Below are 21,447 nucleotides of genomic sequence, written 5' to 3'. Positions count from 1 at the left end.
TTGGCTGTGGATCAAACCTCCGAACCAAAATCAAATGCGTGATCAGCGTCTCGCCAGGCACCCTGGTCGGATGAACGAAGAGATGAAGGTAGGAATGGATGAAAGACGCACCGTGAAGGTGTCGAAGTACCTCTCGAAGCATCTGCGGCATCAGCCCGAGCGGATCGGGCTCACGCTCGGCGAGGGAGGCTGGGTCGAGATCGACACGCTGATCACGGCGGCCGCGTCGCACGGGTTCCGCTTCACGCGCGCGGAGCTCGACCACGTGGTGGCCACGAACGACAAACGGCGCTTCGCCGTGGAGGGCACCCGCATCCGCGCCAGCCAGGGCCACTCCGTCGAGGTCGACCTCGGGCTGCCCCCCGCGACCCCGCCCGCGCACCTCTACCACGGGACCGTGGCGCGCAACCTGGACGCGATCCGCGCCGAGGGCCTGCGACCCATGAACCGGCACGACGTCCACCTGTCGCGGGACCGGGAGACCGCCACCCGGGTCGGCGCCCGCCGCGGACGACCGGTCGTGCTCGGCGTGGACGCCGCCGCCATGCACCGCGACGGCCATGTCTTCCGGGTCAGCGCGAACGGCGTGTGGCTCACCGAGGCCGTGCCCCCGGCGTATCTGCGGTTCCCCGGCCCGCACTGACCGGCGGCCGGCCCCGGAGTGATCACGCGATGGCCGCGACCACCCCGCGGCTCCGCTTACGCTCGATGCATGAGTCTGCGTCTGAGCACCGTGATCCTGCCGTACCTCCGCTGGCACGAGGGCGGCCGTTCCGCCTGGCAGCGTGCGGAGCAGCTCGGCTTCCACACGGCGTTCACCTACGACCACCTCTCCTGGCGGACCTTCCGGGACGGCCCCTGGTTCGGAGCCGTGCCGACGCTCACCGCCGCGGCGGCCGCCACCGACCGTCTCCGGCTGGGCACGCTCGTGACCTCGCCGAACTTCCGGCACCCGGTCACCCTCGCCAAGGAACTGATCTCCCTCGACGACATCTCGGACGGGCGGGTCACCCTCGGCATCGGCGCGGGCGGCACCGGCTTCGACGCCACGGCGCTCGGCCAGGAGCCCTGGACCCCGCGCGAGCGCGCCGACCGCCTCGCCGAGTTCGTGCCGCTGCTCGACCGCCTCCTCACCGAGGACTCCGTCACGTCCGAGGGCGCCTTCTACTCCGCGCACGAGGCCCGCAACATCCCCGGCTGCGTCCAGCGCCCCCGGCTGCCCCTCGCGGTGGCCGCCACCGGTCCGCGCGGGCTGAAGCTCGCCGCCCGGTACGGACAGGCCTGGGTGACGACCGGAGACCCGAAGCTGTACGAGACGGGGACCTCCGAACAGTCGGTTCAAGCCATTCGTGGACAGGCCGGGAAGCTGGCGGACGCCTGCGCCGCGATCGGCCGTGACGCGGACGAGCTCGACAAGATCCTGCTCACCGGCTTCACCCCCGACCGCGGCCGTCCGCTGGAGTCCCTCGACGCGTTCGTCGACTTCGCGGGCCGCCACGCCGAGCTGGGCTTCACCGACATCGTGATCCACTGGCCCATCCCCGACTCGGACTTCGCGGCCGACGAGAAGGTCTTCGAACGCATCGCCATGGAAGCCCCGGCGCAGCTGCGCTGACGGGCCCCGGCTCCGGGCTGTGACGGTACTGGTGAGAGCGGTAACCACTCACCTGTGCGGACCCCCGCACGGCCGTGCGGGCATATGCGCCAGAATGGCGCGGTGACCTCAGCGACTCGACAGCCCGAGCCCCCGGCCTCCCGCGCCTCCCGCACGCTCTCGACCGCGCTCGAACAAGGAGGTACTCCCATCGCCCCGCCCCGCCTGATCGCCACGGACCTCGACGGCACCCTGCTGCGCGACGACAAGTCGGTGTCCGAGCGCACGGTCGCCGCCCTCGCCGCCGCCGAGGAGGCCGGCATCGAGGTCTTCTTCGTCACCGGCCGCCCGGCGCGCTGGATGGACGTGGTCAGCGACCACGTGCACGGGCACGGCCTGGCCATCTGCGGCAACGGCGCCGCCGTGGTCGACCTGCACGGCGGCCCCGGTGCCCACCGGTTCGTCAAGGTGCGGGAACTCGCACGGGAGAACGCGCTCGACGCCGTACGGCTGGTGCGCGAGGCCGCGCCGGGCACGGTGTTCGCCGTGGAACAGACGTACGGCTTCTATCAGGAGCCCGCGTATCCCAGGATGCACGTGGAGCTGCCGGACGCCCTCGGCCCCGCCGAGAAGCTGCTGGCCCCGGATGCCCCCGGTGCCGGTGAGCCGGTGCTCAAGATCCTCGCCTTCCATCACGAGCTCGACCCCGACGCCTTCCTCACCGTGGCACGCCGTGCGGTCGGCGACCGTGCCACCGTCACCCGCTCCAGCCCCAGCGCGCTGTTGGAGATCAGCGGTCCCGACGTCTCCAAGGCCAGCACGCTCGCGCTCTGCTGCGCCGAGCGCGGTATCGCGCCGGAGGAGGTCGTCGCCTTCGGGGACATGCCGAACGACGTCGAGATGCTCACCTGGGCGGGCACGTCGTACGCGATGGGCAACGCCCACCCCGCCGTGATCGCCGCGGCCTCCGGCCGTACGGTCGCCAACAACGAGGACGGAGTGGCGGTCGTCATCGAGCGGATCATCGCCGACCGGCTGTAGCACCGGCTCGCAGAAACGATTCGAGCTGGCATCACGGTCCAGCGGACCGCGACTCCGTGCTGGGCGGCCACGGCGCCGGATCCATGGCCGAGCCCGGTCGCGGGGGGCCTCACCTCGAAGTGCGGATGCGGTCCGGCACCCGCCGTCCCGTTCACGTCGTACGCCCGGGAGACGCACCCTTCCGGGCGGCCGTCGCTTCTACAGCGAGCCGGCCCGCGGAACGTACGGCGCCTGCCACACCACGGTCGTACCACCGGCGTCCCCGCCGAGTCCCGGCCCGTACCAACTGTCGCCGCCCAGCGCCTCGGCCCGCCGCCTGAGATTCGTCAGACCGCTGCGCCGGCCGCTGCGGGGGATACCGACACCGTCGTCCGCGACGCTCAGCCGTACCCCGCGCCGCCCGTCCCGCAGGGTGACGGTCGCGTCGACGACGACATCGATGCGGGAGGCCCCGGAATGCCGGAACGCGTTGGAGAGGGCCTCGCGCAGAGCGGCGATGAGATTCCTGGCGGTCAATTCGCCGACGGCCGTGTCGACGGGCCCGACGAAATGGTGAACGGGCTTGAAGCCCAGGGGCACGGCGGCCATGTTGATCTCGCGCAGTACGCGGGTACGCAGTCCGGACGGGGCCTCGGCGGGGCCCTGTTGCAGCGCGAAGATGGCGGTGCGGATCTCCTGGATGGTGACGTCGAGCTCGTCGACCGCCTTGCCGACGCCCTCCCGCACCTCGGGCACGTCCGAGCACCGCTGGGCGCTCTCCAGCATCATCCCGGTCGCGAACAGCCGTTGGATGACGAGATCGTGCAGGTCGCGGGCGATCCGGTCGCGGTCCTCGTAGACCGCGAGCCGCTCCCGGTCCCGCTGCGCCTCGGCCATGATCAGGGCGAGCGCCGCCTGCGAGGCGAACTGCGCGGCCAGGGTGTGCTCGGCCTCGGTGAACGGGCGGGCACCCCGTTCCCGGGGAGTGACGAGGGCCCCCAGCAGGCGGCTCTCGCTCTGCAGGGGGAGCATCATCGTCGGACCGTACTCGCGGACGAAATCGGTGACGATGCGCGGATCGGTCGCCGCGTCGGCGAGGAACACGGCGTTCCCGCCGAGGAGTTCGGCGACCAGCTCGCTCTCCGGGGGGATGACGAAACCGAGCGCCTGGGACGGGCGGTCCCTCGCGACCGCGGTAATCTCCAGGCCGCCCGCGTCGGCGGGCAGCAGCACGATCCCGGCCGCCGCGCGGGAGAGCCGACGCGCCTGCTCGGCGACGACCTGGAGCGCGTCCTCGGCGTCGCCGCCCGCCAGCAGAGCCGTGGTCACGGCCACCGAACCGTCGATCCAGCGCTCGCGCTGCTGGGCCGCCTCGTACAGCCGGGCGTTGCCGATCGCGATGCCCGCCTCCGCGGCCAGCACCCGGACCATGTCGAGATCGTGGTCGCCGAACGGGCCACCGTCACGTTTCTCCGCCAGATAGAGGTTCCCGAAGATCTCGCCCCGCACGCGGATCGGAACCCCGAGGAAGCTGCGCATCGGCGGATGGTGATCGGGGAAGCCGCACGAGCGGCCGTCCTCGTCCAGGTGCGTGAGCCGCAGCGGTCCCGGATCGTGGATGAGCGCCCCGAGCAGCCCCCTGTGCCCGTCGGGCAGACGCCCGATCCGCTGGGCGGTCTCCGCGTCGATCCCGTGGTGCGCGAAGTCCACGAGCCCTTCGCCGTCGTCCTCGACGACCCCGATCGCCGCATAGCGCGCGTCCGTCAGCGCTGCCGCGGTCTCACAGATCCGGTCCAGCGTCGCGTGCAGCTCCAGCTCCGCCCCGACCGCCCGCATCGCGTCCAGCAGGCGCGGTACGTCCGGACCACCGTCCGGGTCGGGCGAGGTGGAAGCCTCGGAAGCGACTGCCATGCCTTGAGCGTAGTGAGTCGCTTTTGCTACCGAAAGTCGGATACGGAACCCACGGCATCGCGGACACCCAGGGGCCCGGCGCCGGACGCGCTTCCGCTCGCCGCCGCTCCGGCGAGCAGATCCCCCGCCGCCTCCCGCTCCACCATCTCCCGCAGCGGACCCTCCACCACGGACAACTCGGCATACGCACCCCGCTGCGCCACCCGGCCCCGTGCCAGCACGATCACCTCGTCCACCGCTTCCAGCCCGGCCAGCCGGTGAGTGATCAGCAGCGTCGTACGGCCCTCCGTCGCGGCCAGCAGGTCCGCGGTGAGCGCGTCGGCCGTCGGCAGGTCCAGATGTTCCGCGGGCTCGTCCAGAACGAGGACGGGGAAGTCGGCGAGCAGCGCTCGGGCGAGCGCCAGACGCTGGCGCTGACCGCCGGACAGCCGCGCTCCGTGCTCGCCGATCAGTGTGTCGAGTCCGTCGGGCAGATCGTCCGTCCACTCGAGGAGCCGGGCTCGGGCGAGCGCGTCGCGCAGTTCGGTCTCCGTGGCGTTCCTTCTGGCCAGCAGCAGGTTCTCCCGCACGCTGCTGTCGAAGAGGTGCGCGTCCTGGGCGCAGAGCCCGACCAGACGGCGTACGTCGTCCCCGTCCATGCCGTACGCGTCGGTGCCGTCCAGCGTGTACGTCCCCGCATCCGCGTCCAGGAAGCGCAGCAGCACCTGTGCCAGCGTGGTCTTGCCGGAGCCGGAGGGGCCCACGACGGCGATCCTGCGGCCCCGTTCGAGGGTCAGGTCGAGACCGGCCAGTGCGTCCCGGTCCTGTCCGGGGTGACGGGCCGCGAGCCCGCGCACCCGCAGTGGGAAGGGCGAGACCGGCGCCGGCCGCGGCTGCTCAGGTTCGCGTACGGGGTCGGGGGCGTCCAGGATCTCGTACACGCGGCCCGCGCTCTCCCGCACCCGCTGCCGGTGCTGGACGGCGAGCGGCAGCCCCAGAACGGCCTCGAACGCGGCCAGCGGGACAAGGACGACGACGGCCATCGCCACGCCGCTCAGTCGTCCGCTCGCGACCGCCTGGGCCCCCACGAGGGCGGTCGTGGCGACGGTCAGGCCGGTCGCCAGTGCGGCGAGCCCGTCACCGAGCGCGGTCGCGGTGGCGGACCGCGAGGCGATGCGGGTCAGCACGGTGTCGGCGCGCCGGGCCTCGGCGGTACGGGCGGCCAGCGCGCCCGCGACCGTCAACTCGGCCGTGCCCGTGAGGAGATCGGTGACGCGGGTCGCCAGGACGCCACGGGCGGGGGCCAGCCGCCGTTGCGCGCGGCGCGCGACAGCCCCGGTCACGAGCGGCACGCCGACCCCGGCCGCCAGCAGCCCGGCCGCGAGGGCGGCTCCGGCCTCGGGCAGCAGCCAGGCGGTGAAGCCCACGGAGGCCGCGGACACCAGGACCGCGGCCCCCGCGGGCAGCAGCCACCGCAGCCAGTAGTCCTGCAGCGTGTCGACGTCGGCGACGAGCCGCGAGAGCAGATCCCCGCGCCGGGTCGTGCGCAGCCCCGCCGGCGCGAGACGCTCCAGGCGCCGGTAGACGGCGACGCGGGTGTCGGCCAGCATCCGCAGCACGGCGTCGTGCGACACGAGCCGCTCGGCGTAACGGAAGACCGCCCGGCCGATCCCGAACGCCCGCGTGGCGGTCACCGCCAGCATCAGATACATGACCGGCGGCTGCTGGGACGCCCGCGAGATGAGCCATCCCGAGGTGGCCATCAGGCCGACGGCGCTGGCGAGCGCGAGACTGCCGAGCAGGAGCGCGAGCGCGAAACGACCGCCGCGGGGACCGGCCGTGGCACGGACCCGGGCGAGGACATCATCGCGCCCGCTGGAGACCCCGAGGACCTCCTCCGCGTCGGCCGCGGGCACACCCTCCGGCTCGACCGGCCCGGGCCGCGTCGTGGTCTCGCCGTGCGCGGGACGCGACGCCGTGGTGGGGGCCCCGGGCTCCAGCCGCACCACCCGGTCCGCCACCCCCAGCAGCGCGGGCCGGTGCACGACCAGCAGGACCGTCCGCCCGACGGCAAGCCTGCGCACCGCCGCCACGACCTCCGCCTCCGTCGTGCCGTCGAGCGAGGCCGTCGGCTCGTCGAGCAGCAGCACCGGCCGGTCCGCGAGGAACGCCCGCGCCAGAGCGAGGCGTTGGCGCTGCCCGGCGGAGAGGCCGCTGCCGTCCTCGCCGAGGACCGTGCGGGCACCGTCGGGCAGCGCGTCCACGAACTCCAGCGCCCCCGCGTCGGCCAGCGCCCGCCGTACCGCCGCGTCGTCGGCGTCGGGACGTGCCAGCCGTACGTTCTCCGCGATCGAGCCCGCGAAGAGGTGCGGACGCTGCGGCACCCAGGCCACCCGGGAGCGCCACTCCTCCACGTCGCTTCCAGCGAGATCGGCTCCCCCGACCCGCACCCGGCCCGCGGTGGGCTCCACGAATCCGAGCAGGACGTCGAGCAGGGTCGATTTGCCCGCGCCGCTCGGTCCGACGAGTGCCACCGTCTCGCCCTGCGCGACCGCGAAGGAGACGTGGGAGACCGCATCCCCGGAGCGCCCCGGATAGCGGACCGTCACCGCGTCGAAGCTGATCTCGCCTTCCGGCACGAGAAGCGAGCCGCGGGTCGGCAACGGTGTCTCCAGCACCGAGAAGATCTCCTCGGCCGCGGCGAGTCCCTCGGCGGCGGCGTGGTACTGCGCCCCTACCTGCCGCAGCGGCAGGTAGGCCTCGGGCGCGAGGACGAGGATGACGATCCCCAGGTACAGATCCATGTCGCCGTGGACGAGCCGCATCCCGATCGTCACGGCGACCAGCGCGACCGAGATCGTGGCGAGCAGTTCCAGCGCGAAGGAGGACAGGAAGGCGATCTGCAGGGTCCGCATGGTCGCCTGGCGGTACTCGCCGGTGATCCGCCGGATCGACTCGGCCTGGGCCTTGGCCCTGCCGAAGACCTTGAGCGTGGGCAGTCCGGCGACCACATCCAGGAAGTGACCCGAAAGCCGCGACAGCAGCCGCCACTGACGGTCCATCCGGGACCTCGTGGCCCATCCGATCAAAGCCATGAAGAGAGGGATGAGCGGAAGGGTGACGACGATGATCGCCGCCGACACCCAGTCCTCGGTGACGATCCGCGCGAGGACCGCCACGGGCACCACGATCGCGAGGCCCAACTGCGGGAGGTAGCGCGAGAAGTAGTCGTCGAGCGCGTCCACCCCCCTCGTGGCGAGGGCGACCAGCGACCCGGTGCGCTGTCCGCCCAGCCATCCGGGACCGAGCGCGGCGGCCCGCTCCAGCAACCGCCCCCGCAGTTCCGATTTGACCGCCGCGCTTGCCCGGTGCGCGGCGAGTTCGGTGAGCCATGCGACGAGAGCCCGCCCTACGGCGACCGCGACCAGCAGGAGCAGGGGGGTACGAAGCTCCGGAGCCGAGTGACCGTGCTGGAAGGCGCCGACCACGACTTCGGCAATGAGCATCGCCTGGGCAATGACCAGCATCGCGCCGACCGCGCCCAGCCCCACGACCGTCACCAGGAAGACGCGGGTGGCGCGGGCGTACCGCAGCAGACGCGGGTCGATTGGTTTCACGTGAAACACACCCTTGGCTCATCCGGCATGTTTCACGTGAAACATGCCGTTACGTCGGATTCAGTGGGCGATATCCGCAGCGAGGTGATGCGTACCGATCCGCTTGCGGAACACCCAGTAGGTCCAGCCCTGGTAGAGCAGGACGATCGGCGTGGCGATCCCGGCGCACCAGGTCATGATCTTCAGCGTGTACGGACTCGACGAGGCGTTCGTGACCGTCAGGCTCCAGTCCTCATTGAGCGAGGACGGCATGACGTTCGGGAAGAGCGTCAGGAAGAGCATCGCGACAGCGGCCACGATGGTGAGCCCCGACAGGGCGAACGCCCAGCCCTCACGTCCCGCGCGCGCCGCCACCAGGGCGGCAACCAGAGCGACCACGGCCACGATCATCGCGGCCAGGGACTTTCCGTCGCCGTTGTCCACCTGGGTCCAGCCCAGGAAGACGAGCGCCAGCACCGCGGTGACCAGACCGACCTGGAGCGAGAGCCCGCGCGCCCGCTCCCGGATGTCCCCCACGGTCTTGAGCCCGACGAACACGGTCCCGTGGAAGGTGAACAGTGTCAGGGTGACGAGGCCACCGAGGATCGCGTAGGGGTTGAGCAGGTCACCGAGACCACCCACGTACTCGAAGCTCTTGTCGATCTTCACTCCGTGCACGATGTTGCCGAAGGCCACGCCCCACAGGAACGCGGGGATCAGCGAGGTCCAGAAGATCGCCGTCTCCCAGTTGCGCTGCCAGTTCTCCTCGGGCCGCTTCGCGCGGTACTCGAAGGCGACACCGCGCACGATCAGGCAGACCAGGATGAGCAGCAGCGGCAGATAGAAGCCGGAGAAGAGAGTGGCGTACCACTCCGGGAAGGCGGCGAAGGTCGCGCCGCCCGCGGAGAGCAGCCACACCTCGTTGCCGTCCCAGACAGGGCCGATGGTGTTGATGAGGACCCGCTTCTCGGCGCGGTCGCGGGCCAGCAGTCCGGTGAGGATGCCGACCCCGAAGTCGAAGCCCTCCAGGAAGAAGTAGCCGGTCCACAGGACCGCGATGAGGACGAACCAGACGTCGTGAAGTTCCATGACTCAGCAGCTCCCTGGGCCCTAGTAGGAGAAGGCCATCGGCTTGTCGGCGTCATGGGAGTCGCCGCCGATTCTGGTGGGCGGGTTGAGATCGGCCTCGGTGAGCTCGGGCGGCCCCTGCCTGACGTACTTGAGCATCAGCTTCACCTCGATGACGGCGAGAACCGCGTAGATGAGGGTGAACACGATCAGCGAGGTCAGCACCTCGCCCTGGGAGACTCCTGGTGAGACCGCGTCCCTGGTCCTCAGCAGGCCGTAGACCACCCAGGGCTGACGCCCCGTCTCGGTGAAGATCCAGCCCCAGGAGATACCGATGAGCGGGAAGATCAGCGTCCACTGGGACAGCCGCCACCACCAGACGCCCAGCCTCGGTGTCAGCTCCATGTCCTTGGTGAGCATGAGCTTCGGCACCTCCTCGTCGCCGGTGCGGTGTTCCGGCGCCAGCCAGAGCTTCCGCCTGGTCAGCCAGAGGCCGGCCGTGCACAGGGCCATCGAGACCCCTCCGAAGCCGATCATCCAGCGGTACGCCCAGTAGGCGGTGGGGATGTTGGGGCGGTAGTCGCCGGGTCCGAACTTCTCCTGCTCGGCCTTGTTGATGTCGTTGATGCCGGGGATCTTGGCGTTGAGGTCGTTCTTCGCGAGGAAGGAGAGGACCCCCGGTATCTCGATGGCGACCGTGTTGTGGCCCTCGGCGACATCGCCGTACGCGAAGAGGGAGAAGGGCGCGGGCTGCTGCGAGTCCCAGAGGGCTTCGGCGGCCGACATCTTCATCGGCTGCTGCTCGTACATCACCTTGCCGAGGGTGTCGGCGCTGACGACGGTGAGGAGCGTGCCGACGAGAGCGGTGACCAGACCGAGCCGCAGCGACATCCGCATGGTGCGGATGTGCCGCTTCTTGCGGAGGTGGAAGACCGCGATGCCGGTCATGAAGGCGCCGCCGACCAGGATGGAGGCGCTGATGACGTGCCAGAAGTTGACGAGCGCCGTCTCCTGGAAGAGCACCTTGGGAAAGTCCGTGAGCTCGGCCCTCATCGAACCGTCCGCCTTCTTCACGAGCCGGTAGCCGACCGGGTGCTGCATGAAGGAGTTGGCGGCCATGATGAAGTACGCCGACAGGACGGTGCCTATGGAGACCATCCAGATGCAGGCGAGGTGGATCTTCTTCGGCAGCTTGTCCCAGCCGAAGATCCACAGCCCGATGAAGGTGGACTCGAAGAAGAAGGCGATCAGGGCCTCGAAGGCGAGCGGGGCACCGAAGACGTCACCGACGAAGCGCGAGTAGTCCGACCAGTTCATACCGAACTGGAACTCCTGCACGATGCCGGTGACGACACCCATGGCGATATTGATCAGGAACAGCTTGCCCCAGAACTTGGTCGCCCTGAGGTAGTGCTCCTTGCCCGTCCGCACCCAGGCGGTCTCCAGGATCGCCGTGAGAGCGGCGAGCGAGATCGTCAGAGGGACGAAGAGGAAGTGGTAGACGGTGGTGATGCCGAACTGCCATCGCGCCAGAGTCTCCGGCGCCAGAGCCAATTCCACGTCGTCAGTCTCCTTACGCCGCCTTACTGAAGCGGCAGTTTGCCCCTTCTGTCGCACACATCACGGGGCAACCGGGACACGCTTGTGAACGCGTTCACATTCACAAGCAATTATGACGCATGGCTGTTCGAGCCGAGACAGGTGGGGGGGTCCCTAAAAGCGGACCGACCGGCTCCCCGCGTACAGGGGCCGGTCGGAGGCTTGATCGGAAAGGACTAGAGCTCCTTGTGGAAGCCCTCGGTCACCTTCAGGAAGATGTCGTTGGCCTCGGTCTCGCCGATCGTCACGCGCACTCCTTCGCCGGCGAAGGGCCGCACGACGACTCCGGCCTGCTCGCAGACGGCCGCGAAGTCGAGCGTGCGCTCCCCCAGCCTGAGCCAGACGAAGTTGGCCTGGGTCTCGGGCACCGTCCAGCCCTGGCCCCGGAGCGTCTCGACCACCCGGGCACGCTCGCCCACCAGCGAGCCGACCCGGCCGAGCAGCTCGTCCTCGGCGCGCAGCGAGGCGACCGCCGCGTCCTGGGCGAGCTGGCTCACGCCGAAGGGCACGGCCGTCTTGCGCAGCGCCGCCGCCACCGGCTCATGGGCGATCGCGAAGCCGACCCGCAGGCCCGCCAGCCCGTACGCCTTGGAGAAGGTGCGCAGCACACAGACATTGGGCCGGTCACGGTAGATCGCCACACCGTCCGGCACCTCGGCGTCACGGATGAACTCGCGGTAGGCCTCGTCCAGGACCACCAGCACATCGCTGGGCACCCGGTCGAGGAACCGCTCCAGCTCGGCCCGGCGCACCACGGTGCCGGTCGGGTTGTTCGGGTTGCAGACGAAGATCAGCCGGGTCCTGTCGGTGATCGCGTCGGCCATGGCGTCCAGGTCGTGCACCTCGTCCGGGGTCAGCGGCACAGGCACCGAGGTGGCTCCGCTGACCTGCGTGATGATCGGGTACGCCTCGAAAGACCGCCAGGCGTAGATGACCTCGTCGCCGGGACCGCTGGTGGCCTGCAGCAACTGCTGGGCGACCCCGACCGATCCGGTGCCGGTGGCCAGGTGCGCGAGCGGGACCGCGAAGCGCTCCGACAGCTCGTTCATCAGGCCCGTGCACGCCATGTCGGGGTAGCGGTTGAACGAGGCCGCCGCCGCGGTCACGCTCTCGATGACGCCGGGCAGGGGCGGATAGGGGTTCTCGTTCGAGGACAGCTTGTACGCCACCGCGCCGGCCGCGGCAGGCTTGCCGGGCTTGTAGGTGGGGATACCCTCCAGCTCGGCACGCAGCTTGGGGCTCGTCTCGCTCACCGCAGTCCTCCTCGCGACCACCGCTGGCTCATGACCACCACCGGCTACCAATACTTCTCACCTTATGAGGATTCGGCGCCGCTGCGAATGGGCTGTGGACAACCGCGTACGACCTCACACGGCCGGCGGCCGGACACGTGCACCCCGGCGATCATCGCCGTATGCCCCGACGACCACTCCGAGATGCCCCGATGTGCGCACCACACGGTGTGCGACGAGCGTCACACGGAACCGGCGGTCATCTTCGTACGAAGGCGTACGAATTGGGGGGCGCGCCATCCAGAACCCCATGCGCCGGTGGCTCACGCCGTGGCGCGCATCACCCGTGAAGGTGAGTTGAGACCTCTTCGAGACATGGCCGACTTGGCAGGCCCATGCGCGCCGACAAGTCACGTACTGCCATTGTATCGTTCAACTTCCTTTGTTTCCAAGGCACTTGAACCGTTTTGATCATGCAGAAACGTGCCTGTCAACGCGTGCATATGCGTCCGCACTACCCCACCGCATGAGCCCTACTATCGGCTCGCCATGACAGCAGCAGGGAAGCACCAGGTGAGCCGGGCGGAGACCACCCGCCGAGGCGGTCGACCGGGCCGGGCGGGTATCAGAGACGTGGCCGCGGCCGCAGGGGTCTCCATCACGACCGTGTCCGACGCCCTCAACGGCAAGGGCCGGCTCCCGGACGCCACCCGACGCCACGTCCGCGAAGTCGCCGACCGACTGGGATATCGCCCATCGGCAGCGGCTCGAACCCTCCGTACCGGAAAGTCGGGGCTCATCGGCCTGACTGTGACGACATACGGGGATGAACCTTTCACCTTCACGGAGTTCGCGTACTTCGCGGAGATGGCCAGAGCCGCCACCTCGGCCGCACTCGCCCGGGGCTACGCCCTCGTCATCCTCCCGGCGACCTCGCGCCACGACGTGTGGTCGAACGTCGCCCTGGACGGAACCGTCGTCATCGACCCCTCCGACCAGGACCCGGTCGTCAGCGAGCTCGTCCGCCAGGGCTTACCGGTCGTCTCCGACGGCCGCCCGGCGGGCACGCTCCCGGTCACCGCCTGGGTGGACAACGACCACGAGGCCGCGGTCCTCGGCATCCTCGACCATCTCGCGGACGCCGGCGCCCGCCGGATCGGCCTCCTGACCGGCACCTCCACGGACACCTACACCCACCTCTCCACCACCGCCTATCTGCGCTGGTGCGAGCGGGTCGGACAGGATCCGGTGTACGAGGCCTACCCGGCCCACGACCCCTGTGCGGGGGCGGTCGCGGCGGACCGCCTACTGGCCCGACCCGACCGGCCCGACGCCGTCTACGGCCTCTTCGACCCGAACGGCACCGACCTGCTCGCCGCGGCCCGCCGCTACGGCCTGCGTGTACCGGACGACCTGCTGCTGGTCTGCTGCAGCGAGTCCACCGTCTACGCCAGCACCGAACCGCCCATCACCACGCTCTCGCTCAAACCGCGCCGGATCGGCACCGCCGTGGTCCAGCTGCTCATCGACGCCATCGAAGGGGTCGACTCGGACCAACCGGTCGAGCAGGTGATACCGACGGAGTTGATCGTGCGGACCTCCTCCGAGCGGCGCTCGCCCCGCACGACGGTCAGCCCACCCCGGTCGCCCGAACAGGGGTGAACCCGGCGCCGGCGCGAGAAGTCGACCCGGGCGTCGGCGCTTGGGGGTCACACGGCGTCCGCCGGGGTTGACGTCCGGTGGGCGCGCCACGGGGGCGTCCACCTGCGAAAGCCCTGCCCAATTCGGGCGAAAACCGTGGCGAACAGGGCTCCTGCTCCGATTCACCACCCCTGGGTCATCACATGGCGCGATCCGCATTCCTATGATGGGCCCACGACACCGCGGGCCGCTGCGACCAGGCAGTCCGATCCGGTGCAGATGCGGCGCGATGGTGGTGGAGGGGTCGATGACTCAGGGGGCCGGTCAGGGACCCGAGGTGCTGCGGACGGAGACGTTGCGCGACTTTCGGGTGCCCGCGTACGTCAACGAGACCGGTCCGTACGTGCCGAGCACGCCTCCGGGCGAGCCCCTCGGCGCGGTAGACCGGCTCTCCGAGGAGCCCGACGGCTATACGCCGACACAGCGCGACCTGCCCGTCATCAACCGGGGTGACACGGTTCAGGTCGCCGTCGGCCCCGAGGCCGAGCCGGCCCCGCAGCCGGCCGAGGGCCCGGGTCCGCTGTACGTCGTCGGCGATGTACACGGCTACCTCGACCAGCTGGTCGCCGCGCTCCAGGAGCAGAACCTCGTCGACGCCGCGGGCAACTGGTCCGCCGGCACCGCCCGCCTGTGGTTCCTCGGCGACTTCACCGACCGCGGCCCGGACGGCATCGGTGTGATCGACCTCGTGATGCGGCTGTCCGCCGAGGCAGCCGCGGTCGGCGGCTACTGCAAGGCGCTGATGGGCAACCACGAGCTGCTGCTGCTCGGCGCCAAGCGGTTCGGCGACACGCCGGTGAACTCCGGCGCGGGCACGGCCACCTTCCAGGCCGCCTGGCTGCTCAACGGCGGCCAGAAGACCGACATGGACCGTCTCCAGGACCACCACCTGCAGTGGATGGCCCGCCTCGACGCCATGGAGGAGGTCGACGGCCACCTCCTGATGCACTCCGACACCACCGCCTATCTCGACTACGGCGACTCCATCGAAGCGGTCAACGACACCATCCGCGAAACCCTCACCCGCAACGACGCCGACGAGTGCTGGGACCTCTTCCGGAAGCTGACCAGGCGCTTCGCCTTCCGCGACGACGGGGGCGCCGAGGCGGTGCTCTCCCTGCTGGACACCTACGGCGGCACCCGGATCGTCCACGGGCACAGCCCCATTCCGTACCTGCTGGGCGAGGTCGGCTCGGAGGAGGGCGAGGACAACCCGAGCCCCGTGGTCGAGGAACCGCATCTTTACGCCGACGGACTGGCCATCGCGATGGACGGCGGGGTGACCATGGCCGGAAAACTGCTGGTCCGGCAACTGCCCCTGGGTGGCTGAGCGCTCACCGGGCAGGCGTCCACCACGAAGGACCACGCCGGCCAGGGGGCAATTTCTTGAAACCCCCTGTCACCGCGTGCCGTCACCGCTCTACCATCGGCTTATCCGTAGCAGGCTCCCCTCCGTTTCTGCCCAACGGCTCGTCAGCGTGCGAGCCATCAGCCCTACGGAGCATCGGGGGATGCAGATGAACAGCGTTCCGCAGCACCTGCTGAGTGAGGACCGCCAGGAGTACGAGCGGATCCTCAATGAGGCGCTGCGCTCCGCCCCACACCACCCGGAACTCGCCGCTGTCGGCCGGCGGCTCAACCCCGAGCAACTGCGCACCATGGCGCTCAACGCCACCGCACTCATCACGGCGGCCGCGACGACCGAGTACGCGCACTACGTGAAGGTCCGCGAGGAACTGCGCCATCCGGCGCCGTCCACCCCAGCCGTCAGCGAGGAGATCGGCTCCGCGGAGCCGGGCGCCGGCGCGGTGGGGCTCGCCACCACCATGGGGGAGGTCACCGAGACCGCCGGAGCCGGAGCCATCGCGGTCGTCGCGGTGCTCGCTCCCGTTCTCGCCGGAACAGCCGCGGTGATCTTCCTGCTCGTCGGCTACCTGTTGAAGGTGCTCGATCCCGAACAGACGTTCGCGCAGACTCTCCTGACCACCGGGTGGGTCTTCGGCGCGGTCACGGCGGCCGCGATATTGGTCGCCGCGGTCGGACTGCTGCTGACCGCACTGCGCAACGGCTCGTCCTCGCTCCAGGCAGGAGCGCGCGGCGAGCTCGACGAGGAGGTCGACCGGGCCAGGGAAGCCTGGCGAGATGCCCTGCTGGAGCGCGGCATCATGCCGTTCCTCCGGCACGCCCTCGCCGATCCCGGCGCGGCGGCACTGGACCGGCCGTCACCGACGCCCACCACCGGCCGCATGCCGCATCTCGGCTACAACCGGCCGGGGTTCAGCAGCCCCGACGGTGGGCCCGCGGCCGGCCCGCGCCCGAGCTTCAGCAGCCCGGACTTCACAAGCCCGGACTTCGGGGGGCCCGAGCACCAGCCGGAGTGATCCCCGGCGGCCGACACCGGGGGTGACGGACGAAACGGGCCCGCGCCGCCGCGGCGCGGGCCCCGATCGGAGCTCGGCATGCCCGCGCACGGGCTGGCGGCGCGGCGGACGGGATCAGAGGATGCCCTGCCGCCGGGCCGCCGTGATCCAGGCGGGAAACTCGGAGAGCAGCCGGTCGTACAGCTCCGGGTCCGGAACGCCGCCGATGTCGTCCACGGCGAAGAAGCCGACATTGTCGACGCGTCGGCCCGGAAGGGCGTCGAACCGCTCCAGCACGCCGTAGTCGGACCGGCCCAGTCCCACGAACTGCCAGAAGATCGGCTCCTCCACCGCCTCCCGCAGTTCCCGCTCGATCTCGTTGTTGCGATAGACGCCACCGTCGGAGAAGAACAGGACCAGGGTGGGATCGGCCGCCGGATGCTCCCTGACATACGTACGCACCTCGGCGATCGCCTTCTGCTCCTCGTTCTGGATGCCGACCGTCCGCATGTCCACCTGCCCCGGCAGCAGCCCCTTCCGCGGCTTCTTGCTCCGCCGGAACAGGCTCAGCTCACCGACCCGGACGTGAAGCTCGAGCCACTCGGGCAACTCGCCGAGGGTCAGATCCGGCAGCCGGGCCGCGTGCGAGGCGAACGTCCACGCCTGCATCGCACCGTCGTCGTCCAACTGCGCGGCCACGGCGGCCATCCGCTCCACCACGTCGGCCACGACGCCCTTCGCGTACAGGAAGGACATGGAACCGGAGGCATCCAGGATCAACACCACACGCGCCGTGACACCCTCCGCCCCGTGCTTCCGCAGGCTGACCGCCACCTGCTCCTTGCGCAGGGAGAGCCGCTTGCGCATGTCCACGGGCAGCCGCTCCTCGCCCTTGCCCGGACGCGACGCGGAGGTCGGGGGTGCTGGGGGAGTCAGGGGAGCCGGGGACGTCGGAGGTGCCGGGGGAGCCGGGGGAATCCGGGACGCCGGGGGAGTCCGGGGTGCCGGGTGAGCTTGAGCGGGTGGAGGGGCCGGCGCGGCGGGCGGGACCACGGGCGGCACGACCGGCGCCGGGGTGGGGAGGCCGGGCTCCTCATCCACGCTGATGCCGAAGTCGGTGGCGAGTCCCGCGAGCCCGGACGCGTACCCCTGTCCGATCGCCCGGAACTTCCACTGTCCGCCGCGGAGATACAACTCGCCGCCGAGGAACGCCGTCTCCGTCGTGGCCTCCATCTCGAAGCGCGCGAACTCCCGCTGTGTCCCGGCGTCGAGCAGCCGCAGTGTCAGCCCGGACAGCTGGCCGAAGGTGCCGCCGTCCGCCGAGGCACCCAGCACGACCCGCTCGATCTCCGGTTCCAGTGAGCGCAGGTCCACCTCGACCGTGTCTGTCGTGACACCGGCGTCCTGCCGCTTCCCCAGGTGGCGGACGGCACCCGAGACGTGCCGTGGCTGGTTGTAGAAGACGAAGTCCCCGTCGTCCCGCACCCGGCCGTCCGCACCGAGCAGCAGCGCCGAGGCATCCGCGTCCGGCGCGCCCGGTCCTCCCGTCCAGCCGAGCACGGCCCGTGCGGCCCCGACGGCCACCGGGAGGTTGGCGCCCTTGCTCATGGATGTCATGGACCCAGTCTGCCGACCGAACCGGCCGTCCGCAGAGGCGAACTCCCCTGACATTCCGGCCCGACGGGGTGGTGCCGTTCCCTCCGCGCTCCTCCGCGGTCTTCGAGGAGGTCGGTGCTCAGGGTGTGCGGACCCTGAGCACCACTTCGCCGGAACGTCCGGGGCGTCAGTCCGCCAGCGGCAGGTACACCCGGTTCCCGCTCGCCGCGAACTCCTTCGACTTCTGGAGCATCCCCTCAGCGATCTCCTCGGGCGAAGCCCCCTCGGCCGCGGAACCACCGAACTGCTCCGCGATGCTCTGGCTGATCTTCATGCTGCAGAACTTCGGGCCGCACATGGAGCAGAAGTGCGCCGTCTTGGCGGGCTCGGCCGGCAGCGTCTCGTCGTGGAACTCGCGGGCCGTGTCGGGGTCGAGGGCCAGGTTGAACTGGTCCTCCCAGCGGAACTCGAAGCGGGCGTCGGACAGCGCGTCGTCCCATTCCTGCGCGCCCGGGTGTCCCTTGGCGAGGTCCGCCGCGTGCGCGGCGATCTTGTAGGTGATGACGCCGGTCTTGACGTCGTCACGGTTGGGCAGACCCAGGTGCTCCTTGGGCGTGACGTAGCAGAGCATGGCCGTGCCCCACCAGGCGATCATCGCGGCACCGATGCCGGAGGTGATGTGGTCGTACGCCGGCGCGACGTCCGTCGTCAGCGGGCCGAGCGTATAGAACGGAGCTTCATCGCAGATCTCCTGCTGAAGGTCGATGTTCTCCTTGATCTTGTGCATCGGGACATGTCCCGGGCCCTCGATCATCGTCTGTACATGGAAACGCTTCGCGATCGTGTTGAGTTCCCCGAGCGTCCTCAACTCGGCGAACTGCGCAGCGTCGTTGGCGTCCGCGATCGAACCGGGCCGCAACCCGTCGCCGAGCGAGTACGTGACGTCGTACGCGGCGAGGATCTCGCAGAGTTCCTCGAAGTTCTCGTAGAGGAACGACTCCCTGTGGTGTGCCAGGCACCAGGCCGCCATGATCGAGCCGCCGCGCGAGACGACGCCGGTCTTGCGGTTCGCGGTGAGCGGTACGTACGGCAGACGCACGCCCGCGTGGACCGTCATGTAGTCCACGCCCTGCTCGGCCTGTTCGATGACCGTGTCCTTGTAGATCTCCCAGGTCAGTTCCTCGGCACGGCCGTCGACCTTCTCCAGCGCCTGGTAGAGGGGCACCGTGCCGATGGGGACGGGGGAGTTGCGCAGCACCCATTCCCGCGCGGTGTGGATGTTGCGGCCGGTGGACAGGTCCATGACCGTGTCGGCGCCCCAGCGGGTCGCCCAGGTCATCTTCTCGACCTCCTCCTCGATCGAGGAGGTCACCGCGGAGTTGCCGATGTTGGCGTTGACCTTCACCAGGAACCGCTTACCGATGATCATCGGCTCGATCTCCGGGTGGTTGACGTTCGCGGGCAGCACCGCGCGGCCCGCGGCGATCTCCTCGCGGACGACCTCGGGGTCGACGTTCTCGCGGACCGCCACGAACTCCATCTCGGGTGTGATCTCGCCGCGGCGGGCGTACCCGAGCTGGGTGACCGCCTCTCCGGGGCGGCCCCGGCGCGGCTGGCGCGGCCGGCCCGGGAAGACCGCGTCAAGGTTGCGGAGGCCCCCGCGCGGTGAGGTGTGCTTGATCCCGTCGTCCTCGGGGCGGACCGGACGGCCCGCGTACTCCTCGGTGTCGCCCCGAGCGACGATCCAGTGCTCACGCAGCGGAGCGAGTCCCCTGCGCACGTCCGTGTCGACGGTCGGATCGGTGTACGGGCCGGAGGTGTCGTACAGCGAGACGGACTGCCCGTTGGTGAGGTGCACCTGACGGACCGGCACCCGCAGGTCGGGGCGCGAACCCCCGACGTATGCCTTGTGCCACCCGATGGACTGCCCGGCCCCCTGGGGCTGTCCACCCGGGGACGTGGCCGACGGCCCGTCCGTCTGGCTGGAGGCAAGCGTGCGTACGTCCTTGTTGGTCATGAGACCTACTCCCTACGCCGGCATTACCCGGTAACAGGTTCAGCGGTCGACGCAGCGGCTTCCGTCTGCCGATGTTTCATGTGAAACATCGCTGGGACGGAGGTCAGCGCCCTCTCAGCCCGGTGCTCCGAGCTCCCGCGTGTGCAAAGGTGCCTCCACGCTAGCGTCATATCTGGCGCGGTGAACAGAGGGCCCTCGCCGTTCTTGCGATGATCGGTCGGTGACCACGATGCAGCAGCCCCCGTTCCCGCCGTCCGAGCCGCGCCGTGGCTCCGGCCCCGGCGACGGCCATGGCTCAGGAAACGGCCGCGGGCACGGCAACGGGCAAGGGCACGGGCACGGGCACGGGTCGGATGGTGGCAACGGTCCAGGGAGCGGGCACGGACCGGGTGACGGGCACGAGCAGGGGCCGGGCACCCTTCCGGGGACGGGGCACTCGCACAGTCACAGTCATGGCCCCGCCGCGCCCGTCTCCAAGCATCTGCGCAAGGTCATCGCGGCCGTACTGATTCCCTTCGCCGCGGCGGTCGTCGTGGGCCTCGTGGTGCTCTGGCCCGGCGGCGCCCCGTCGCACGAGCGCACGGGTGTCGGCTTCGACCGGCAGAGCCAGCAAGCGACGGTCACCGAGATCGTCCAGGTGGACTGCAAGTCGGTGAACGCCTCGGGGGGCACCCAGGCCGGCGACGCCTCCACCGCCGCGGGTTCCTCCGGCCGGCAGCAGGCGACGGGCGAGTGCAAGAAGGCGACGATCCGGGTGGACAGCGGCAAGGACAAGGGCCGTACCTTCACGGAGATCGTCCAGCCCGACCAGTCACGACAGTTGCACCAGGGCGAGAAGGTCGTCGTCGCGTACGAGCCCTCGGCGCCCAAGGATCTGCAGTACTCGGTCACCGACGTGAACCGGAGGTTCCCGATGGCGCTGCTCGCCGGGATCTTCGCGCTGGCCGTCGTGGTGGTGGGCCGGATGCGTGGCCTCATGGCGCTGATCGCGTTGGCCGTCAGTTTCCTCATCCTGACGTTCTTCATCCTGCCCGCCATCCTGGAGGGCGCGAATCCGCTCGTCGTGGCGGTGGTCGGGGCGAGCGCCATCATGCTGATCGCGCTCTACATGTGCCACGGCCTGTCGGCCCGTACGTCGGTGGCCGTCCTCGGCACCCTGCTCTCGCTGGTGCTGATCGGTGTGCTCGGCTCGGTGTTCATCGGCTGGGCGGCCCTGACCGGCAACACCGACGACAACACCGGTCTGATCCACGGCCTGTACCCGTCCATCGACATGAGCGGTCTGCTGCTCGCGGGCGTGATCATCGGTTCGCTCGGCGTGCTCGACGATGTGACGGTGACGCAGACCTCGGCGGTCTGGGAGCTGCACGAGGCCAATCCCACCATGGGCCGACGCGGCCTGTACCGCGCGGGCATCCGGATCGGCCGCGACCACATCGCGTCGGTCGTCAACACGCTCGTCCTGGCGTACGCGGGTGCCGCGCTGCCGCTGCTGCTGCTCTTCTCGATCGCTCAGAGCAGCGTCGGCGCGGTCGCCAACAGCGAACTGGTCGCCGAGGAGATCGTGCGCACCCTGGTCGGCTCGATCGGTCTGGTCGCCTCGGTGCCGGTCACCACCGCGCTGGCGGCCCTGGTGGTCTCGGCGGACCGCCCCGGGACGCAGGGCGGCCTCACGGCGGCCACAGGGCCCGTGACGCCCGTCCTTGAGCCCTCCTCGGGGGGCCGGGGGACGGTCCGGGGCGGCAAGGGTCGTCGCCGCAAGCACTGAGGCCGC

General features: G+C 70.3%; 14 protein-coding genes and 1 riboswitch. Of the genes, 7 read left to right on the top strand and 7 right to left on the bottom strand.

Annotated elements, in window-relative coordinates; genetic code table 11:
- The first annotated feature begins 94 nt into the window (after window positions 1-94).
- The 3 genes from OG199_RS21860 (at window position 95) to OG199_RS21850 (ending at window position 2,635) form a co-directional block, all read left to right on the top strand.
- Complete coding sequence (locus tag OG199_RS21860; protein WP_356798077.1) at window positions 95-643, top strand: RNA 2'-phosphotransferase; 549 nt, start codon at window positions 95-97, stop codon at window positions 641-643.
- A 69-nt stretch (window positions 644-712) separates the two neighbouring features.
- The gene (locus OG199_RS21855) at window positions 713-1,615 is read left to right on the top strand and encodes an LLM class flavin-dependent oxidoreductase (protein WP_405830881.1); all 903 of its coding nucleotides are present in this window, start codon (window positions 713-715) and stop codon (window positions 1,613-1,615) included.
- A 102-nt stretch (window positions 1,616-1,717) separates the two neighbouring features.
- A complete protein-coding gene (locus tag OG199_RS21850) occupies window positions 1,718-2,635 on the top strand; it encodes a Cof-type HAD-IIB family hydrolase (RefSeq protein WP_401807459.1) in 918 nt (305 codons plus the stop codon).
- 198 nt (window positions 2,636-2,833) lie between these two features.
- Here the strand turns inward: OG199_RS21850 and OG199_RS21845 are convergent, their stop codons facing one another.
- The 5 genes from OG199_RS21845 to hisC form a co-directional block, all read right to left on the bottom strand.
- A complete protein-coding gene (locus OG199_RS21845) occupies window positions 2,834-4,525 on the bottom strand; it encodes a GAF domain-containing protein (RefSeq protein WP_356798083.1) in 1,692 nt (563 codons plus the stop codon).
- A 26-nt stretch (window positions 4,526-4,551) separates the two neighbouring features.
- Window positions 4,552-8,121: a thiol reductant ABC exporter subunit CydD gene (gene cydD / locus OG199_RS21840; RefSeq protein WP_405830879.1), complete on the bottom strand. Its 3,570-nt coding sequence runs from the start codon at window positions 8,119-8,121 to the stop codon at window positions 4,552-4,554.
- Between the two features lie 60 nt (window positions 8,122-8,181).
- Window positions 8,182-9,189: a cytochrome d ubiquinol oxidase subunit II gene (cydB, locus tag OG199_RS21835; RefSeq protein WP_356798088.1), complete on the bottom strand. Its 1,008-nt coding sequence runs from the start codon at window positions 9,187-9,189 to the stop codon at window positions 8,182-8,184.
- Between the two features lie 21 nt (window positions 9,190-9,210).
- On the bottom strand, window positions 9,211-10,728 hold the full coding sequence (locus OG199_RS21830) for a cytochrome ubiquinol oxidase subunit I (RefSeq protein ID WP_351721439.1): 1,518 nt from the start codon (window positions 10,726-10,728) through the stop codon (window positions 9,211-9,213).
- A gap of 215 nt (window positions 10,729-10,943) precedes the next feature.
- Window positions 10,944-12,020: a histidinol-phosphate transaminase gene (gene hisC, locus OG199_RS21825; protein WP_405830876.1), complete on the bottom strand. Its 1,077-nt coding sequence runs from the start codon at window positions 12,018-12,020 to the stop codon at window positions 10,944-10,946.
- Window positions 12,021-12,548: 528 nt separating this feature from the next.
- Between hisC and OG199_RS21820 the strand changes: the two genes are divergently transcribed.
- From OG199_RS21820 to OG199_RS21810, 3 genes are all read left to right on the top strand, one after another.
- Window positions 12,549-13,661, top strand: a complete 1,113-nt coding sequence (locus tag OG199_RS21820) for a LacI family DNA-binding transcriptional regulator (RefSeq protein WP_148009248.1) — start codon at window positions 12,549-12,551, stop codon at window positions 13,659-13,661.
- A gap of 286 nt (window positions 13,662-13,947) precedes the next feature.
- Window positions 13,948-15,030, top strand: coding sequence for a metallophosphoesterase (locus OG199_RS21815; RefSeq protein ID WP_356798095.1), 1,083 nt, complete (start codon window positions 13,948-13,950; stop codon window positions 15,028-15,030).
- Between the two features lie 181 nt (window positions 15,031-15,211).
- The gene (locus OG199_RS21810; protein ID WP_405830874.1) at window positions 15,212-16,081 is read left to right on the top strand and encodes a hypothetical protein; all 870 of its coding nucleotides are present in this window, start codon (window positions 15,212-15,214) and stop codon (window positions 16,079-16,081) included.
- Window positions 16,082-16,195: 114 nt separating this feature from the next.
- Here the strand turns inward: OG199_RS21810 and OG199_RS21805 are convergent, their stop codons facing one another.
- Together OG199_RS21805 and thiC are read right to left on the bottom strand one after the other, a co-directional pair.
- The gene (locus tag OG199_RS21805; RefSeq protein WP_405834631.1) at window positions 16,196-17,668 is read right to left on the bottom strand and encodes a VWA domain-containing protein; all 1,473 of its coding nucleotides are present in this window, start codon (window positions 17,666-17,668) and stop codon (window positions 16,196-16,198) included.
- 175 nt (window positions 17,669-17,843) lie between these two features.
- Complete coding sequence (gene thiC, locus OG199_RS21800; protein ID WP_405830873.1) at window positions 17,844-19,673, bottom strand: phosphomethylpyrimidine synthase ThiC; 1,830 nt, start codon at window positions 19,671-19,673, stop codon at window positions 17,844-17,846.
- A riboswitch (TPP riboswitch) is annotated at window positions 19,666-19,822 on the bottom strand. (Overlaps the previous gene by 8 nt.)
- A gap of 71 nt (window positions 19,823-19,893) precedes the next feature.
- Between thiC and OG199_RS21795 the strand changes: the two genes are divergently transcribed.
- Window positions 19,894-21,441 (top strand): YibE/F family protein, encoded by a 1,548-nt coding sequence (locus OG199_RS21795; protein WP_405830871.1) that lies wholly within the window; start codon window positions 19,894-19,896, stop codon window positions 21,439-21,441.
- Window positions 21,442-21,447: the final 6 nt, after the last annotated feature.

It is taken from the genome of Streptomyces sp. NBC_01176 (genome assembly GCF_045039825.1).
In the GTDB taxonomy this organism is placed as follows: domain Bacteria; phylum Actinomycetota; class Actinomycetes; order Streptomycetales; family Streptomycetaceae; genus Streptomyces.
This window is presented reverse-complemented; position numbering and strand designations above follow the sequence as displayed.

Excerpts from the sequence above, each read along its gene's own strand:
- OG199_RS21805 (WP_405834631.1), bottom strand. The coding sequence starts at position 17,668 with ATGAGCAAGGGCGCCAACCTCCCGGTGGCCGTCGGGGCCGCACGGGCC.
- OG199_RS21820 (WP_148009248.1), top strand. The coding sequence starts at position 12,549 with ATGACAGCAGCAGGGAAGCACCAGGTGAGCCGGGCGGAGACCACCCGC.
- cydB (WP_356798088.1), bottom strand. The coding sequence starts at position 9,189 with ATGGAACTTCACGACGTCTGGTTCGTCCTCATCGCGGTCCTGTGGACC.
- OG199_RS21845 (WP_356798083.1), bottom strand. The coding sequence starts at position 4,525 with ATGGCAGTCGCTTCCGAGGCTTCCACCTCGCCCGACCCGGACGGTGGT.
- OG199_RS21860 (WP_356798077.1), top strand. The coding sequence starts at position 95 with ATGGATGAAAGACGCACCGTGAAGGTGTCGAAGTACCTCTCGAAGCAT.
- OG199_RS21855 (WP_405830881.1), top strand. The coding sequence starts at position 713 with ATGAGTCTGCGTCTGAGCACCGTGATCCTGCCGTACCTCCGCTGGCAC.
- thiC (WP_405830873.1), bottom strand. The coding sequence starts at position 19,673 with ATGACCAACAAGGACGTACGCACGCTTGCCTCCAGCCAGACGGACGGG.
- OG199_RS21810 (WP_405830874.1), top strand. The coding sequence starts at position 15,212 with ATGCAGATGAACAGCGTTCCGCAGCACCTGCTGAGTGAGGACCGCCAG.
- OG199_RS21815 (WP_356798095.1), top strand. The coding sequence starts at position 13,948 with ATGACTCAGGGGGCCGGTCAGGGACCCGAGGTGCTGCGGACGGAGACG.